Annotated in this window: 17 protein-coding genes; 13 read left to right on the forward strand and 4 right to left on the reverse strand. The window is 61.5% G+C overall.

The features are described 5' to 3' along the window. Positions 1 to 19 precede the first annotated feature (19 nt). On the reverse strand, positions 20 to 1081 hold the full coding sequence (locus JW929_02680; GenBank protein MBN1438289.1) for a PIN domain-containing protein: 1062 nt from the start codon (positions 1079 to 1081) through the stop codon (positions 20 to 22). Between the two features lie 293 nt (positions 1082 to 1374). Between JW929_02680 and JW929_02685 the strand changes: the two genes are divergently transcribed. Next, positions 1375 to 2850 carry a serine hydrolase gene (locus JW929_02685; protein MBN1438290.1) on the forward strand — a complete coding sequence of 492 codons (1476 nt, stop codon included), beginning with the start codon at positions 1375 to 1377 and terminating at the stop codon, positions 2848 to 2850. Between the two features lie 163 nt (positions 2851 to 3013). After that, positions 3014 to 3916, forward strand: a complete 903-nt coding sequence (locus tag JW929_02690) for a methyltransferase domain-containing protein (GenBank protein ID MBN1438291.1) — start codon at positions 3014 to 3016, stop codon at positions 3914 to 3916. Here JW929_02690 and JW929_02695 read toward each other — a convergent pair. Further along, positions 3886 to 4956: a glycosyltransferase gene (locus JW929_02695; protein MBN1438292.1), complete on the reverse strand. Its 1071-nt coding sequence runs from the start codon at positions 4954 to 4956 to the stop codon at positions 3886 to 3888. The two genes, JW929_02690 and JW929_02695, sit on opposite strands and share 31 nt — an antisense overlap. Positions 4957 to 5011: 55 nt before the next feature. Beyond that, a complete protein-coding gene (locus tag JW929_02700; protein ID MBN1438293.1) occupies positions 5012 to 5233 on the reverse strand; it encodes a DUF951 domain-containing protein in 222 nt (73 codons plus the stop codon). An 84-nt stretch (positions 5234 to 5317) separates the two neighbouring features. Here JW929_02700 and pdxS point away from each other — a divergent pair, with 84 nt between their 5' ends. The 6 genes from pdxS to JW929_02730 all read left to right on the forward strand — a co-directional run bounded on the left by pdxS (position 5318) and on the right by JW929_02730 (position 10489). After that, positions 5318 to 6211, forward strand: a complete 894-nt coding sequence (gene pdxS / locus JW929_02705; GenBank protein MBN1438294.1) for a pyridoxal 5'-phosphate synthase lyase subunit PdxS — start codon at positions 5318 to 5320, stop codon at positions 6209 to 6211. An 83-nt stretch (positions 6212 to 6294) separates the two neighbouring features. Next, positions 6295 to 6687, forward strand: a complete 393-nt coding sequence (locus tag JW929_02710; GenBank protein MBN1438295.1) for a hypothetical protein — start codon at positions 6295 to 6297, stop codon at positions 6685 to 6687. Then, positions 6684 to 7274 carry a pyridoxal 5'-phosphate synthase glutaminase subunit PdxT gene (gene pdxT, locus JW929_02715; protein MBN1438296.1) on the forward strand — a complete coding sequence of 197 codons (591 nt, stop codon included), beginning with the start codon at positions 6684 to 6686 and terminating at the stop codon, positions 7272 to 7274. Before JW929_02710 ends, pdxT begins: the two co-directional genes overlap by 4 nt. 2 nt (positions 7275 to 7276) lie before the next feature. Next, complete coding sequence (locus JW929_02720) at positions 7277 to 8239, forward strand: hypothetical protein (GenBank protein ID MBN1438297.1); 963 nt, start codon at positions 7277 to 7279, stop codon at positions 8237 to 8239. After that, the gene (locus tag JW929_02725) at positions 8211 to 9842 is read left to right on the forward strand and encodes an AAA family ATPase (protein MBN1438298.1); all 1632 of its coding nucleotides are present in this window, start codon (positions 8211 to 8213) and stop codon (positions 9840 to 9842) included. The genes JW929_02720 and JW929_02725 overlap by 29 nt, the downstream gene beginning before the upstream one ends. Further along, positions 9842 to 10489, forward strand: a complete 648-nt coding sequence (locus JW929_02730) for a dTMP kinase (GenBank protein MBN1438299.1) — start codon at positions 9842 to 9844, stop codon at positions 10487 to 10489. Before JW929_02725 ends, JW929_02730 begins: the two co-directional genes overlap by 1 nt. Positions 10490 to 10494: 5 nt before the next feature. Here JW929_02730 and JW929_02735 read toward each other — a convergent pair whose 3' ends face one another. Further along, entirely contained in the window at positions 10495 to 10893 is a 399-nt protein-coding gene (locus JW929_02735) for a hypothetical protein (GenBank protein ID MBN1438300.1), read from the reverse strand. A 54-nt stretch (positions 10894 to 10947) separates the two neighbouring features. Between JW929_02735 and JW929_02740 the strand changes: the two genes are divergently transcribed. The 5 genes from JW929_02740 to JW929_02760 all read left to right on the forward strand — a co-directional run bounded on the left by JW929_02740 (position 10948) and on the right by JW929_02760 (position 16386). Continuing rightward, entirely contained in the window at positions 10948 to 11565 is a 618-nt protein-coding gene (locus JW929_02740) for a guanylate kinase (protein MBN1438301.1), read from the forward strand. A 2-nt stretch (positions 11566 to 11567) separates the two neighbouring features. Further along, positions 11568 to 12296 carry a rhomboid family intramembrane serine protease gene (locus JW929_02745; protein ID MBN1438302.1) on the forward strand — a complete coding sequence of 243 codons (729 nt, stop codon included), beginning with the start codon at positions 11568 to 11570 and terminating at the stop codon, positions 12294 to 12296. Positions 12297 to 12324: 28 nt separating this feature from the next. After that, positions 12325 to 12780, forward strand: a complete 456-nt coding sequence (locus tag JW929_02750; protein MBN1438303.1) for a hypothetical protein — start codon at positions 12325 to 12327, stop codon at positions 12778 to 12780. 167 nt (positions 12781 to 12947) lie between these two features. Continuing rightward, on the forward strand, positions 12948 to 15812 hold the full coding sequence (uvrA, locus tag JW929_02755) for an excinuclease ABC subunit UvrA (GenBank protein MBN1438304.1): 2865 nt from the start codon (positions 12948 to 12950) through the stop codon (positions 15810 to 15812). A gap of 331 nt (positions 15813 to 16143) precedes the next feature. Beyond that, on the forward strand, positions 16144 to 16386 hold the full coding sequence (locus JW929_02760; protein ID MBN1438305.1) for a hypothetical protein: 243 nt from the start codon (positions 16144 to 16146) through the stop codon (positions 16384 to 16386). Positions 16387 to 16561: the final 175 nt, after the last annotated feature.

The following is a 16561-nucleotide window of genomic DNA, read 5'->3' on the forward strand; positions in this document are numbered from 1 at the left end:
TCCTGTCTGCGGGGGATGATTAATGCGGCTTGCCCTGCACGGGAGCGCTGTTGTCGATCCGGGCGAAGATCATCCGCCCCGCGGAAGTCTGCAGTACTTTGGTGACCACGACCGTCACCGTCCGGTCGAGGAACCTTCGCCCTTCGTCGACCACCACCATCGTTCCATCCTCCAGGTACCCCACCCCCTGCCCCGGCTCCTTTCCTTCTTGAATCAGGTATACCGGCAGGGTTTCTCCGGGCAGGAAGATCACCCGGATCGCGTTGGCCAGGTCGTTCAAATTCAGGACCACCACACCCTGAAGTTCGGCGACCCGGTTTAAGTTGTAGTCGTTCGTGAGGATCGGGCAGTGCAGTTGTTTCGCCAGAACGATGAGTTTTTCATCCGTGCTGTGAATCTCCTCCACATCCAAATCCGTGACCCGCAGCGGAGTGCGGGTGTCCTTCCTCAGCCGGTTGAGAACCTCGAGGCCGCGCCGTCCGCGCTGGTGCCGGATCGGTTCCGAGGAATCCGCAATGTACTGCAGTTCGTTCAAGACGAACCGCGGGACCAGCATGGTGGATTGCAGAAATCCGGTCGCCGCAACGTCCGCGATCCGTCCGTCGATGATGACGCTGGTGTCCAATAGGATTGTGCGTTCTTCCAGGGCCGGCGCGGATCCGGAGAATTTGCCGCCGAAGACGGCGAACAGGTCGTCGCGGCGTACCACAAACAGGGTCACGCCGAGATAGCAGGAGAAAAGCGCCCCGAGAACGGGCAGGAGATTTCCAAAGGGCGCCGGCAGCAGCGAAAGCGGCAGCGAGGCCAGCGCCCCGACGATCAACCCGACCACCAGGCCGATCATCGCCGCCGATAGAGTGGTCGCCGGCAACAGCGATAGATTCCGGCGAAGGGCTCGCAACGGGCGGGTGGTCAGATAGGGCGTCAGGATCAATCCGGTCAGTGCTCCCAGGGAAGCAAACAGCGAAGCCCACTGCTCGCGGGGCACTTCAGCCAAGTCGGCCAACCGGATTCCCAGAAATCCGCCGACCACGACCAGAACCACCATCCCGATGATGCGCAGGAAGAATTCTATGCTCATGGAAAACCCTTTATAAACAAAAAAACGAAAGCAGATGGCCGCTTTCGCCCAGCATACCAACATTCCCCGGAGGAGCGGATTTCAGGGATTGAGAGGCAAGCCAAGTCTGAAAAAAACGCGATAAGGCCAGCTGCAATAAATGGAAAATGATGCATTGATCATAGCACGCGGGGTGGTCAAAGTCAAAGCGGCCGGTCCCAACCTTCTTCCGCGCATCCGGAACCCCCCTCCGCCGGCGGCCGATTCCGCCCGGACGCTTTGGTATACTGCAAGCGTTTTCCTGGGAGGCGTCGTTGCGATCTTCCGGTATGCTCGTCCGTTGGTTTTCGATTGCGATCCTGCTGGCGACCGCCGCCATGATCCTTTTCGAGTTGGTCAGCTACAGCCGGGATCAAACGCGGATCCCCCGCGGGGTGACGGTCGCCGGCTTATCCTTGGGCGGGATGACCTCCCAAGAGGCCATGCAAACGCTTTTACAGGTTTACAGCCAGCCGATTGAAGCCCATTACCGCGAAAGCGTCTTTTTTATCCAACCTTCTCAGGTCGGCTTCCTTCTGAATTCCACAAGCATGCTTGCCGAGGTGGATAGGTATCAGACTCAGCTGCCGTCCTGGGAAGGTTTTTGGGACTACCTCTGGAACTCCCCCGTCGAAGAATATTCCATCCATTTGATGGCGGATTATTCCCGCACCCAGCTGCAGACTCTGGTGGAAAACATCGCCGCACGGTACGACCTGCCCCCCATCCCCCCCCAGCCGGAACCCGGAAGGCCGTTTTTTAATGCCGGCACACCGGGCACGGTTCTGGATCAGGAGAGAGCGGCTGAATTGATCGTGGAGGCCTTGTTTTCGCCGGACCATCGGTTGGTGAACTTGCCGGTTATTTCCAACCAGCGCAGCCTGCCTTCCATTGACTCTCTGGAGATCCTCATCAAACAGCTGGCGGCCGTTGATGACTTCTACGGCCTGTTGGACGTCTACATGGTCAACCTGCAGAACGGACAGGATCTGCACCTGATCCACATGAGCGGCGAGGATTTTCCAACCGAACCGGATGCAGCCTTTACGGCTGTTAGCACGATTAAAATCCCGATTCTTCTCGCCACTTTCGTGTACCGGGATCTGCCGTTGGACGCGGAAACAGAAAAATGGCTGGAGGATATGCTGGGGGTGCAATCCGGAAACGACCCCGCCGACTGGCTGATGCAGAGCCTGGATCCGGCCCAGGGGCCGCTCTTGGTCACCCAGGTTATGACGGAGATCGGCTTGGTGAACACTTTTATTGCAGGCTATTTCAAGCCGGGTTCGCCGCTGCTCAAGCCGATCCAAACCCCCGCCAACCAGCGGAAAGACATCCAGACGGATCTCGACCCATACAATCAGACGACCCCGGAGGATTTGGGGCTTTTAATGCAGGACATCTATCAATGCTATCTTGGGGGCGGAACATTGCTGCTGAAATATCCTGACCGTATCACGCCTCAGGAATGCGGGACCATGCTGGATCTTCTGGCGAAGGATCCCATCGGCGTGTTCATCCAAGGAGGCGTTCCCGAGGGCACAAAAGTGGTCCACAAGCATGGTTGGGATCCGAGCATCTTCCATACCTTCGGCGACGCGGCCATCGTCTACACTCCCGGCGGCAACTACGTATTGTCGATCTTCCTCTGGCAGGCAGATTGGCTGCTGTGGGACATCGGATCCAAGACCATCGCGGATATCTCCAAGGCGGTCTACAATTACTTCAACCCTCCGACGAGCGCCGTCTGACGCAGACATTGTCCGGGGAGCGCCCCGCCCTTAATCTGCAACGGGAGGGGAAGGATCCGGCCGTGTTTCACGTGAAACTTAAGGGAGGTTCGTCGAAGACGGCGAGCCGTGGAATCCGCCGGATTTTTCCGTCCTGGGGCTCATCGGCGTTCGCGGGCAGGCTATGACCCAACATCCGATTTGCGACTACGAAAACTCCGATTATCAGAGTACGTTCTGGGACAGCGGCACGCGCCGGTATGAGGACCAGTGCGAATCCCGGGTGTTGGCTCGGTTGATGCCCAAGCAAGGCCGGTTGCTCTTGGAAGCGGGGGCCGGGGCGGGCCGCAACACCTTGCGGTATATCGGCTTCGAGCGGATCGTCCTCCTGGATTACTCCCGCACCCAGTTGTTCCAAGCCCGGGAAAGGTTGGGCGAATCCCGGCGCTTCCTTTTCGTCGCGGCCAACGTCTACGCCATACCTTTCGCCGCCAGCCTCTTCGATGCCGCCACCATGATCCGCACGTTGCACCATTTATCCGACCCGCCTGCCGCCCTCCGGGAAATCCGACGAGTCCTACGGCCGAAATCCCATTTTCTCTTGGAGTACGCGAACAAGCGCAATACCAAAGCGGTCCTTCGGTATTTCCTGCACCGTCAAATGTGGAATCCTTTTTCGCCGGAAGCCGTGGAATACCTCCCCCTGAACTTCAACTTCCATCCAGCTTCGGTTCGCAGATGGCTTGCCCAAACCGGCTTCTCGATCCTCAACCAGGCAACCGTATCCCATTTTCGAATCGGCTTTTTAAAACGCCGCTTTCCTGCCCGGTTGCTGTCCCTCCTGGATCTCCTGCTTGGCTATACCGGCAACCTCTGGCAACTGTCCCCCAGCGTGTTTGTCCTCTCGCGGACGGATTCCTCCGGCCCGCCGACCCCCGCCGGCTTCTTCCGCTGTCCGGAATGCGGACATACCGATCTCGAGGAAGCGGATTCTTCCTCCGGAAGGTCTCTGAATTGCCGTGTTTGTCGGAGGCGATACCCCATCCGCAACGGTATTTACGACTTTAAAGAACCGCTCACTTTATAAGGCAGCCATTCCCAGATTAAATCGGCGATGTTCTCCGCCGCATGCGGTTTGGCAATCCGTTTGCAGGCAAGAGCCGCATTCTCGCGAAGCTTCGGATTGGCGATCCAGCGCCGGACGGCCCTGGCCGTGCGTTCCGTACCGGGAGCCCATCGTCCGGCCCCCTCCTGTACGACGTAACGCACATTTCCGTCTTCCTGTCCGGGGATCCGGCTGTTGAGGATGATCGGCAAGCCGCACACCAAGGCTTCGCTGATGGTTCCCGGACCGGCTTTCGTTACCAGAATGTCGGCGGCGTTCATGTAATCCGCCATATTGTTCACAAATCCGTAGATGAAGATTGGGATGTTCCAGTCCGCGTTTTCCATCTGCCGTCTTAACTTGTCGTTCCGTCCGGTGATCACCACCAAGGCGCATTCCGGGCTGGTATACATGATTTGGCGGGCGGTGTCGAACAACGGCCCCATCCCTTCTCCTCCGCCGACCATCAGGACCATGGGCCGGTCCGGCGGCCACCCCAATTCCTTCCGCACGACCGCCCGATCGCGCGGACTTAAAAACTTGCGGCTGATCGGCAATCCAAGAAGCTTGATTTGATCGGGTTTTAATCCATTGAGAATCGCTCGGCGGCGGACTTCATCCGTTGGGACAACGCAGACGTCCTCCCGGCGGTAGAACCAGTAGTTCGGAGCCGTAACCAAGTCGGTCACGGCGGTGATGAACGGCGGACGGTGTTTCCCCAGGGCGCGTAAGACGGGGGCATTGAACAACGGGTGGACACAGAAGATCAAATCCGCCGGATGCTCGCGGACCAGCTGTTTGGCGGCGGGGCGGATCCACGGCCAAAGCGTGTCCATCATAAACGCCGCCCGCCGCCGCCCGTCCACCATCCGGTAGCCCAACCCCCACAGGTTGGGGACTTTGACCATGGTCGGGTACATCTCCGGGGCGCGGTTGAACGGGTATGGAGCATACGCCTTGAAGACATCGACCATGGACAGGGCGAATTCTCCGGGGTGTTTTTCCTCCAGTACTTCGATCACCGCTTGCGCGGCACTTCGATGTCCGCCCCCGGTATCGGAAAAGAGAACCAGTATCCTAGGCTTTGCCGTCGGCGGGTGGATGGCCATTTGATCCTCGACGTAGGATGGTTTTAATTCGCTTCGCGAGATCGCGGCGCTCCAGGAGGATCCGGTGCCCGCATCCTTGGCATTGAATGCCGATGTCGGCCCCCAAGCGGACCACCTCCCATTCCCGGCTTCCGCAGGGGTGTGGTTTCCGCAGTTGGACGACGTCGCCCAAAGCCAGATCGGGAAGCATCCTTTCATTATAATCACACCCGGCCGGGGATGACGGATTCCTGCATGGTAGAATATTGTTGTCGATTGCAGTCGGAGGTGCCCCATGGAAACTCAAAAAACAACCGGATCCTTCACCGTTAAGAAGGGATTGGCCCAAATGCTTAAGGGGGGAGTGATCATGGACGTGGTCACTCCCGAGCACGCGAAAATCGCCGAAGTCGCCGGCGCATGCTCGGTCATGGCGCTCGAACGCGTTCCGGCCGACATCCGCGCCGACGGCGGCGTCGCCCGCATGAGCGATCCAGGATTGATCCTGCAGATCATGGAAGCGGTGTCGATCCCGGTGATGGCGAAATGCCGGATCGGCCATTTCGTGGAAGCGCAAGTGCTGGAAGCCATCGGCGTGGACTACATCGACGAATCCGAAGTCCTCACGCCGGCCGACGAAGAGCACCACATCTTCAAGCACGAGTTTAAGGTGCCCTTTGTCTGCGGCTGCCGGAATTTGGGGGAAGCCTTGCGGCGCATCGGAGAGGGGGCGGCGATGATCCGCACCAAGGGCGAAGCCGGCACCGGCGACATCGTCGAAGCGGTCCGCCACGCGAGAGCCGTGTGGGGCGAAATCCGCCGCCTGCAAAACCTTCCGGACGAAGAGTTGATGGCCTTCGCCAAATCGATCGGCGCACCTTTCGAGCTGGTGAAGGAAACCAAGCAGCTCGGCCGGCTGCCGGTGGTGAATTTCGCCGCCGGCGGTGTGGCCACCCCGGCGGACGCCGCGTTGATGATGCAGCTCGGGATGGACGGGGTGTTCGTCGGTTCCGGGATCTTTAAATCCGGCGATCCGGCCAAACGCGCCGCGGCGATCGTCAAGGCGGTTACCCACTTCCGCGATCCCAAGATCCTCGCCGAAGTCAGCCGCGATCTCGGCGAACCGATGGTCGGACGACAGATCGCCGCCATGGCGAAAGAGGAATTAATCGCTGGCCGGGGTTGGTAGTGTCGGAAGCGATCCGTATCCGCCGCGGAACCACGATTGATTTCCCGGCGATCCTCCGTCACCGCCCGGGGATGTTTTCCGAAATGTGCGTCGGTGATTCCTCCGCCTGCTTTTCCTTTGCATCCGAATCCCGCGATGTCGGGTTTCCGGCGACGGCTTCCGTCGCGGTCTCCTCCCGGATCGCGGAAACCGAACGCGGCGCCGGCGTCGCCGCCGGATCCGTGCTGATCGTCCCCTGGCCGGCGCCTGCGAAAGACCGCAAGCAACGACGGGCGTTCCCGTTTTTCGTATTGGCCGAGTCGGGTTTCCGCCGTCGGCGTCTCACCCGCTGTGCGGCGCGGACGATCGTCGATCGGCGCCGGGCGCAGATCTCCGGATCCGTTGTCCTGCGCGCCGGCGTGGCCGGACGGGCGCGCTGCCGATCCACGGATGTTCAGACGACCAACGGACTCGGGTTCGAACTTTCCCGCGAATGACCATCGGCGTCCTCGCCCTGCAGGGCGATTTCGAAGAGCACATTATTAAGCTCAGCGGCATTAACGTGCCCGCCGTCGAGGTCCGGCGTCCCGCGGATCTGGCGTCCCTCTCCGGGCTGATCATCCCGGGCGGGGAAACGACAACGTTCCGCAACCTAGCCCAAGCCTACGGGTTGGTCGAGCCCCTGCAGGCGTTCGGCCGGCGCCATGCGGTGTGGGGCACCTGCGCCGGGGCGATCGCCCTGGCGAGCGACCTCGGGCGCGAGCAATCCCTCTTGGGGCTGATGGACATCGCCGTCGAGCGCAACGCGTTCGGCCGGCAGCTGCAATCCTTTGAAATCGATCTGGAAATCCCCACCCTGCCCCGCCGGGACGGAGCCGGACCGGCCTCGTTTCCCGCCGTCTTCATCCGCGCCCCGGCCATCCTGCGAACCGGGCGCGGCGTCGAGATCCTCGCCCGTCTGCCGGACGGGACGATCGTCGCCGCCCGCCAGCGGCATTGGCTGGCTACATGCTTTCACCCGGAACTCACCGGCGATGACCGTCTACACCGGCTGTTCTTGGATATGGTTGCTTGCATGGGATAGCCATGGTTCACGCCTTCCAACTCCGCGATTCTCTTGCCCTGCAACGTTTGGTCGCCCGGGGCGTCAGCCTGGATTCCCCGAGCCTTCTGACCCAGGACCTGCATCCGCTCGGCAACGCCGTTTTGGCGCTGATCCTCCCGGTGTTTCTGCCGGAGACTCTCGTGGTGGACCGCGCCGGCCGGACGACGGGGTTCGGTCAACTCAGTCACCGGTTGGGAGATCCGTCTTCCCGCCTGCGCTTCCTTTCTCCGAAGGAGCTGTGCGCCGGCGACGCGGGGTTCGAACTGATCGAGGCGCTCCTGAAATCTGCCGGTCGGCGCCGAGCCCAGCACATCCTCGCAGACGCGGAAGATCGGAGCGAAGTTTCCGCTTTCCTGCGACGGGCGGGGTTTACCGTCTACGCCCGGGAGGATATCTGGCAGGCGGGCGGTTCCCTTCCGAAAGCATCCCGCCTTCCGCCGGACTCCCTGCGCGCCCTGCGCGACGCGGACGCGACTGCGGTACATGCGCTATACTGTTCCATTGTGCCGGCGCTGGTCCATCAAGTGGAAGGTTTATCCCGCCGGCCGAAGGGATGGCTGTTTTTGGAGGACGGGGAATTGGCAGGTTTCTTTCAGGTCCGCTCGGGGCCGCTGGGGTTGTGGATGGAACCTTTCTTCCATCCCATGGCAAGGAAGGCCGCGGATTGGATCGCGGGGTGGCTGGGGGCGCTTTCCCCGCGTCCTCCCGGGCCGGTCTTCGTCCGCGTTCGATCCTATCAGGATTGGGTGGGCCCCATCCTTCGTGAATTCGGTTTCAACCTCCACAGCCGGCGGGCGGCCTTCGTCCGCCGCGTTGTCGTTCCGCTTCCGCTGGAGGAAGGCATGGCGCTCTCCTCCGTGGAAAAACCCATCCCCCAAGCCACCTCTTACGGGTCTCCATCATCCCGGAACGCTTATGACACCGCAGCGGCGAATCACCGATAACCTCGACATCATGCTGAGCGTCCTGCCCGAAGGAATCAGCGCCGCCTTGCGGGCCGAAGGCCGCTGGGACGTCTTGCAGGAGATCATCCTCGACCTCGGGAGGATTCCGACCGCGCGCTACTTGGACGGCGAAAAGGTTCTGGCCCAACGTGAGGTCTCCGGCGAGATCATCGATTTCGTCGTCAGCCGGATCGGGGAATTCGACGCCGACAACCGCGCAGGGCTCGAACGCACCCTGCACCGAATCTCGGCCATCCGCAACCGCCACGGCCACATCGTCGGGTTGACCTGCCGGGTCGGGCGGGCGGTCTACGGGACGATCGACATCGTCGAGGATCTGATCGTCTCCAGCAAGAGCCTCTTGCTGCTCGGCCGGCCCGGCGTCGGGAAAACGACCATGCTGCGTGAGGCCGCCCGCATTCTGGCCGAGAGCAAACGCGTCGTCATCGTCGACACGTCGAACGAAATCGGTGGTGACGGCGACGTTCCGCACCCGGCGGTCGGGCGCGCCCGGCGGATGCAGGTCCGCACGCCTTCGCTGCAGCACGAAGTCATGATCGAAGCGGTGGAGAATCACAATCCGGAAGTGATCGTCATCGACGAAATCGGGCGCGAGCTCGAGGCGGCCGCCGCAAGGACGATCGCCGAACGGGGGGTACAACTGATCGGCACCGCGCACGGCAACACCATCGACAACATCCTGCTCAATCCGATCCTCGCCGACCTGGTCGGCGGGATCGAATCCGTCACGCTGTCGGACGAGGAGGCCCGCCGCCGGGGAACGCAAAAGACCGTGCTCGAGCGCCGCGCCCCGCCGACCTTCGAGATTCTGGTCGAGATCCAGGACCGCGAACGGCTGGCCGTGCATCACGACGTGGCCGCGTCGGTCGACGCCATTTTGCGCGGACGCCCCCTTCCGCCGCAGCTTCGGTACGTCGACGAACAAGGCGAAGTCCACAAGGAGACGGCCGCCTCCGCCGCCGTTCCCGGGTCCGCGGGCCGCGAACGCCCGAGGCGCAGCCCTTCGTCGGACATGTCGATGCCCTGGAGCGGTACGCCGCGGGCCTACGAACCCAGCCCGGCCCCCGACAGCCTCCCGTTTTCCCCGACGCCGCCGCATTTGCCGCCTTCCCGGTCGCGTCCGATCCACGTCTACCCGTACGGCGTGGCGAAAAACCGATTGGAGCAGGCGGCGCGCTATCTCCAGGTGCCGGTGGTGGTGGTCGGCGACGCCGGACAGGCGGAGGCGATCGTCACCATTAAATCCTATTACCGCCGCCGCCCGCAGGTGATCGAGGACGCGGAACGCGGCGGGACGCCGATCTACGTGCTGCGCTCCAACACCGTCGGCCAAATGGAGCATTTCCTTTCGGAGCTTTTCGACCTGGGGCACACCCCTTCCGCCAACCCCTCCCTCGACTCGGCGATGCAGGAAACCCAGCAAGCCATCGATGAAATCCTCAACGGGTCGCGGTCGATCGACCTGGCCCCCACTTCCGCCTACATCCGACGCCTGCAGCATCAGATGGCGCGCCAGGCCAATCTGTTCTCCCAATCCTTCGGAAAGGAGCCGCGCCGCCGGGTGCGGATCTACCGCACCTGATGACTCCCGTGCGAGCCAAGGGCTTTTTCATCACGCTGGAAGGCCCCGAAGGGAGCGGCAAATCCACGCATGCCTCCCGCCTGGCTGGGTACCTGCGCGGCAAAGGGCGCGACGTGCTGCTGACGCGTGAACCGGGAGGGACTTCGATCGGCGACCAGATCCGCTCGATCCTTAACGATCACGCCAATGCGGCCATGCATCCGCGCGCGGAAATCCTCCTGTTTTGCGCCTCGCGTGCGCAATTGGTCAACCAATTGATCCGCCCACACCTGGCGCGCGGCGGAACCGTCGTTTGCGACCGGTATGCGGATTCCACATTGGCGTATCAGGGATACGGTCGGGGATTGGAGCTTAACCTTCTGAAGGCGATCAACGGGTTCGCGACCGGATCGCTGGTTCCCGATATGACCCTGCTGCTCGACCTTCCGGTTGAAACCGGATTGGCCCGCAGGCGGCGCAGCGACAGCGACTGGAACCGGCTGGACGCACAGGAAGTGGAATTTCACCGCCGAGTTCGGTCGGGGTACGCGGCTTTGGTCCGACGGGGCGGAAAACGCTGGATCCGAATCTACGCCGACCAAGCGGAAGAACGGGTTTGGGAGCAAATCCGTAAAGCGGTTTGCGGCCGGCTGGGATTCGACGAATGAACCGATTACAGGTCGAAGTCGTCCGGGCCGCCCCCCTCCGCGCCCCCGCCCATGCCCGGCATCGTTTTTTCGATCTCTTCCGGATCCTCCCCGTCCTCCAACCGGTCGACGGCTTCGTGGAATTCCGGCCCCATATCTTCGCCCAGCTCGCTGCCCATGCGGCGCATCATCTTGGCCATCGAACGGGGATCCTGCTCGTCGATGCCGCCCCAGGCCGACGGATCGGAAAGTGCCTCCAGGCGGCTTTCCTCGGAACGGGCGAAGCGGATGCGCGAGATCAGCCGCCGCAGGTTCGCGCCGCCGCATTCCGGGCAGATGGGGTCGGTTTTTCCGTATTCGGCGTAGGATTGCAGGATAGAAACCCGTTTTTTACAATCCGCGCATCGGTATTCGTAGAATGGCATGGCGCACCTCCGCCGCTTCGATCATCGAGGCGGCTATTATAGCAAGAGGCTATCATGGCGGATGATTTTTTCCCCCGCGAAACACCTCCCTTGCTGATCGTCCTGTCCGGCACGGCGGGATCCGGCAAAGACAGCGTCGTCCGCCGAATGAAGGAGCGCGGCGTCCCGTTCGAATTCGTGGTCACCGCAACCACCCGCCCGCCCCGCCCCGGCGAGGAGGACGGCCGTGATTACTCCTTCCTCAGCGAAGCCGAATTCCAGGATCTGATCCGCGAGAACGACCTTTTGGAACACGCGGAGGTCTACGGCAAGCATTACGGGATTCCCAAATCCAAGATTCGGCATGCCCTGGCCTCGGGGAGAGACGTCGTCCTGCGGATCGACGTGCAGGGCGCCGGCACCGTCCGGCGCCTTTGCCCGCAGGCGGTCACCGTCTTTCTCACGGCCGGCTCCGAGGAAGAATTGCAACGCCGGCTTCGCGGGCGGGGGACCGATTCGGCGGAGCAGATGGCGCTGCGCCTGCGCACCGCGCGCGAGGAGATGCGCCGGATCCCGGAATTCGAATACTTCGTGGTCAACGCCGAAGGCCGACTGGATGAGGCGGTGGATTCCATCGCCGCCATACTCCGGGCCGAGCATTGCCGCGCGGTTCCCAGAAAGGTGGTCCTGTAGAAATGCATCCTTCGGGCTATTCCGCCCCCCCGCCGATGCGGCCGCCGTCCGTGGCCGGAGTGCGCACGGTTTTTACCTATGGGATCCTGGCGGTCACGATTCTGGTTTTTGTCGGACAATGGGGATTCGGGGCAGCCTTTACCGTGTACGGATTGAAAATCAACCAATTAATCCGTCAAGGGGAGTATTGGCGTTTCGTCACGCCGATTTTTTTCCATGCCGACCCCATGCACCTTTTCTTCAACATGTACGCGCTCTACAACATTGGAACTCAAATCGAACGCCTGCTTGGGCGAGTACGCTTCTTGATGATCTATTTCTTCTCCGGCATCGCCGGGGTTGCCGCGAGCTTCCTTTTCAACCCGGCACCCTCGCTGGGCGCCTCGGGCGCGATCTTTGGCCTGATCGGCGCCTTGGCGGTGTTTTTATACCGCAACACCAAAATCCTCGGGCCCGTCGGCCGGTCGATGCTGACCAACGTCCTGGTGGTTATCGGGATGAACTTGGCAATCAGCTTTCATCCGCAAATCGACCTCTGGGGACACCTCGGCGGCTTGCTCGCCGGTGCGGGCTTGACCTGGGTGTTGGGACAGCGCCTGACGCTGGATTTCGACCTGTACACCGGATCGCCGGTTGTGGTGGATCGCAATCCGCTCTCCCGCCGCCTGCCTGCGGCTTTCATCATCCTTGCGCTCGGTTTTCTGGCCGCCCTATGGCTGCTTGTCCGTTGAGCGTATAATCCCCCCGGACCTTTTCCCCATGGCCTCCGATTCCCGTTCCCTCCACCCCCGCTGGATGTTGCTGTTCGTAGTTCTGGACTTTCTCGGGTTGGCGTTGTTCCTGCTCGGCCTGCAGCCCTATCTCTTCGGGTTGGACCGCTCACCGGTTATCGGATACCTCCAAGTGGTGGTGTTTCTCTTCGGGCTGGGATGCGTCGTGATCGCGTCCTTCTCCATCGAGAAATTGCTTCGCCCGGCCGGCCAATCGCTCACCATCCGCGAAGATGTGGGCGCCCGGTTGTCGGCCACCGGATACGTTCTGGTTGCGGTGTCGAGCACCGCGGACCTGATCGGATTGGGCAGCCATCCGCTGCCGGGATCCCCGCATTTGGGAACCCTGCAAAGCATCGGGTTGGTCGTCGGAACCGCGACCATCATCGCGGGGTTGATGATGTACCACCCGCGAAAGGCGGACGTTCCGGGGCCGCAACCCTGATCTCCGCCCGTCCGTCCGGCGTTTGGAAATCCCCCTCCCTCGAAGGAAAGCATACTGGTAGAATCGCTTTCGGAATTTCCCCAGCGGTTTTTCTCCCGCCGCGGTTCTCCGTCCAGACATCCGATTTTCCCGCCGCCGGCGTCGTCCGGCGCTTCTTGGAACCGAGCATGCCCGTCCATGAATCCAACTGCATCACGATCCGGGGCGCCCGGGAACACAATCTGAAAAACATTCAGATCGTGCTGCCGCGGGACAAATTCATCGTGTTCACCGGCGTCTCCGGATCCGGAAAATCCTCGCTGGCTTTTGATACGCTGTATGCCGAAGGCCAGCGGCGCTACGTGGAATCCCTCTCGGCCTACGCCCGGCAATTTCTTGGCCAGATGGAAAAGCCGCACGTCGATTATATCGGTGGGCTAAGTCCGGCGATCGCCATCGAACAAAAGGCGGTTTCAAAAAACCCGCGGTCCACCGTCGGAACCGTGACGGAGATCAGCGATTATCTGCGCGTCCTATTCGCGCGCGCCGGTACGCCCTATTGTCCGAAGTGCGGCCGGCCGGTGACCCGCCAGACCTCGACCCAGATCGTCGACCAAATCCTTGCCCTGCGCCCCGGCACGAAGATCATGCTGCTCGCTCCGGTCGTACGCAAACGCAAAGGCGCCCACGAAGACATCCTCCTGGAGGCCAAGGCCAGCGGCTTCCAGAGGGCGCGGGTGAACGGGGTCGTCACCGAATTGGACCAGACCATCCGCTTGGCAAAGACCCGCAAGCACGACATCGAGGTCGTCATCGACCGTCTGGTAATTCCCGCTGAAGACAACGCGGATTTCCGCTCACGCCTGGCGGATTCGGTGGAGACCACCCTGCGCGTGGGCGGCGGCACCGTCCTGGTCTTTACCGGGACGCTGCGCGAATTGGAAATGAGCGAGCAGAACGCCTGCCCGCATTGCGGAATTTCCTTCCCGGAATTAACCCCGCCGATGTTCTCCTTTAACTCCCCTTTGGGGATGTGCCCGGAATGCAACGGCTTGGGGCAGAAATTCAGTTTTGATCCGGAGAAATTCGTCTTTCCGGAGAAATCCATCTCCGACGGGGCCATCCGCGCCTGGGGCCCGATTCGGACGTCCAAATCGGCGCGGGTGATAGCCGTCAACTACGCCCGGCATTACAAATTTTCCCTGGATACCCCCTGGAAAAACCTTCCGGAGAAGGTAAAAAAAGGCCTCTTGTTCGGTGATCCTCGCGTGCGCGTGCGCTGGGAATGGGGCAACGACCGCGGCGGGCAGGGCTCCTGGGAATCCACCTACGAAGGGATCATTCCCGCCACCGCGCGGCGCTACCACCAAACCCACTCCGAAGGCATGCGTGAATGGTACTCGCAATTCATGTCGTACCAGGATTGTCCCGTTTGCCGCGGATCGCGCCTGCGGCCCGAAGCCACCGCCGTTCGGTTCGCCGGGAAAACCATCGTCGACGTCCATGCCCTGTCCATCGGGGAAGCGCTGTTGTTTTTCTCCGCGCTGAAGCTGCCGGCTGAGCAATCGCAGATCGCGGACGAGCTCCTGAAAGAGATCGTCGCCCGGCTGGAGTTTTTAATGAACGTCGGACTGCATTACCTCACGCTGGAACGCTCCGCCCCCACGCTGTCCGGCGGGGAAGGCCAGCGCATCCGTCTGGCTTCGCAGATCGGATCCGGCCTGGTCGGCGTGATGTACATCCTCGACGAACCGTCGATCGGATTGCACGCCCGCGACAACCGCCGCCTGCTGGAATCGCTCATCCGTCTGCGGGATTTGGGAAACACGGTAATTGTGGTGGAACACGACCGGGAGACAATCGAAGCCGCCGACCACGTCGTTGATTTCGGACCCGGCGCCGGGTTCCAGGGCGGCCGGATCGTCGCCTCCGGCACCCCTAAGGATTTGGCCGCAGATCCGGATTCCCTTACCGGAAAGTACCTCAGCGGGCGGCTGGTGGTGGCCGCGGGAACCCGGCAATCGGACGCCCCCAACGGCCGCCGCTCCCCCAACGGACATTGGTTGACAATCCGCGGCGCGCGGCACAACAACCTAAAGGGAATCGACGTCAAATTTCCGGTCGGCCTCTTCACTTGCGTCACCGGAGTCTCCGGATCGGGAAAATCCTCCTTGATCGCGGAGACGCTCTATCCCGCGCTCGCCGCCCGCCTGCACGGGGCGTTGCAAAAACCTGGCGCCTTTCGAAAAATCGTGGGCTTGGACCAATTCGACAAGGTGATCGACATCACCCAGGATCCGATCGGCCGGACCCCGCGCTCCAATCCCGCCACCTACATCGGCGTCTATTCGGAGATCCGAGACGTGTTCGCTCAAATCCCGGAGGCCAAAGCCCGGGGGTATTCCTCCGGACGGTTTTCGTTCAACGTCCGCGGCGGACGGTGCGAAGCGTGTCAGGGTCACGGCAAGAAACGGGTGGAGATGCATTTTCTCCCCGATGTGTGGATTCCATGCGACGTCTGCAAAGGGACCCGGTTCAACCGGGAAACTCTGCAAGTGAAATTCAAGGGGCTGTCCGTCTCCGACGTGCTGAAGTTGGATGTCGGCGAGGCGAGGACGTTGTTCGCTGCCTTTCCCGCCATCTCCCGTTTGTTGGGGACTCTCCAGGACGTCGGTTTAGAATACATCAAACTTGGCCAGTCTGCCACCACGCTTTCCGGCGGCGAAGCCCAGCGGGTGAAATTGGCCAAGGAACTCAGCAAGCTTTCCACCGGGCGGACTCTCTACATCCTCGACGAACCGACCACCGGACTGCACTTCGCCGACATCCAGAAGCTGTTGGATGTCCTCCACCACCTGACCGACGCCGGCAATACGGTGATCGTCATCGAGCACAATCTCGATGTCATTAAGACGGCCGATTGGATCATCGATTTGGGGCCCGAGGGCGGGATCCGCGGGGGATCGATCGTCGCTTGCGGAACCCCGGAGGAAATCCGCGGCGTGGAAGGCTCCTACACCGGGATCGCTTTGCGCGCGGTTCCGCTGAGGTGACCCGCGCAAGTTTGCTCATTCCATATTCATAAAGCGTACTCCTGCCTGCGCATCCCCCTCAGGGCGCAGGAGTGTATAAATCATTCTTGACGCCGTCGGAACGGCCGCTTGGTTTTCCTCTACTCAGGCGTGACAAGTCCTGCGCCGCTTCCACTCCCAGGAATTGCATACGCCTCCGGGCAATTGACAGTCGGCGCTTTATCGCGTATACTCGAAACATCTCCCTTTCAGGAGGAATACCGCCATGAGCGGTATGTATCGAGATTGCACGTGAAACCACAAGGCACGGGGCCCTCGGCCCGCGTGCCTTTTTTTTCTTAAGGAGATGCTCATGGATTACGGAATGATCGGAAAAATCGAAAAAGCCAAGCGTTATGCGGAAGAACCCGATCGTTTCCATTTCGACCGCTTTTCCATCGCTTTCCGCGGGGACAACAACAACCATCGAGTCCTTTTCGAGGACGGCCGCTGGACATGTGATTGCGAGTTCTTCCACCTCCGCGGAGTCTGCAGTCACACCATGGCCCTGGAGCGCCTCCTGGAAAAAATGCTTCCGGTATCCTCGGAAGCCTAGCCCGTTTTCCCCACCGCGCGTGATTCCAAGTCCGCGCGGCTTTCCTTTCGTCCACCCCTCTTCGAGAGAGCCGTTCTCCCTGCCCGCAGCCTAGCGTCGTTCCGCCTTCTTCTCGGCCACGATCGCCGCCCTCTGCCCCAACCCCCAGCGGCCGCCCGGTTGTATGCTAGAATTT

The organism is Anaerolineales bacterium (assembly GCA_016928575.1).
GTDB lineage: Bacteria > Chloroflexota > Anaerolineae > Anaerolineales > RBG-16-64-43 > JAFGKK01.

Coding starts and splice junctions, on each gene's coding strand:
- JW929_02680 (MBN1438289.1), bottom strand. CDS start 1,081: ATGAGCATAGAATTCTTCCTGCGCATCATCGGGATGGTGGTTCTGGTC.
- JW929_02690 (MBN1438291.1), top strand. CDS start 3,014: ATGACCCAACATCCGATTTGCGACTACGAAAACTCCGATTATCAGAGT.
- JW929_02700 (MBN1438293.1), bottom strand. CDS start 5,233: ATGCTTCCCGATCTGGCTTTGGGCGACGTCGTCCAACTGCGGAAACCA.
- pdxS (MBN1438294.1), top strand. CDS start 5,318: ATGGAAACTCAAAAAACAACCGGATCCTTCACCGTTAAGAAGGGATTG.
- JW929_02710 (MBN1438295.1), top strand. CDS start 6,295: ATGTGCGTCGGTGATTCCTCCGCCTGCTTTTCCTTTGCATCCGAATCC.
- pdxT (MBN1438296.1), top strand. CDS start 6,684: ATGACCATCGGCGTCCTCGCCCTGCAGGGCGATTTCGAAGAGCACATT.
- JW929_02720 (MBN1438297.1), top strand. CDS start 7,277: ATGGTTCACGCCTTCCAACTCCGCGATTCTCTTGCCCTGCAACGTTTG.
- JW929_02725 (MBN1438298.1), top strand. CDS start 8,211: ATGACACCGCAGCGGCGAATCACCGATAACCTCGACATCATGCTGAGC.
- JW929_02730 (MBN1438299.1), top strand. CDS start 9,842: ATGACTCCCGTGCGAGCCAAGGGCTTTTTCATCACGCTGGAAGGCCCC.
- JW929_02735 (MBN1438300.1), bottom strand. CDS start 10,893: ATGCCATTCTACGAATACCGATGCGCGGATTGTAAAAAACGGGTTTCT.
- JW929_02740 (MBN1438301.1), top strand. CDS start 10,948: ATGGCGGATGATTTTTTCCCCCGCGAAACACCTCCCTTGCTGATCGTC.
- JW929_02745 (MBN1438302.1), top strand. CDS start 11,568: ATGCATCCTTCGGGCTATTCCGCCCCCCCGCCGATGCGGCCGCCGTCC.
- JW929_02750 (MBN1438303.1), top strand. CDS start 12,325: ATGGCCTCCGATTCCCGTTCCCTCCACCCCCGCTGGATGTTGCTGTTC.
- uvrA (MBN1438304.1), top strand. CDS start 12,948: ATGCCCGTCCATGAATCCAACTGCATCACGATCCGGGGCGCCCGGGAA.
- JW929_02760 (MBN1438305.1), top strand. CDS start 16,144: ATGGATTACGGAATGATCGGAAAAATCGAAAAAGCCAAGCGTTATGCG.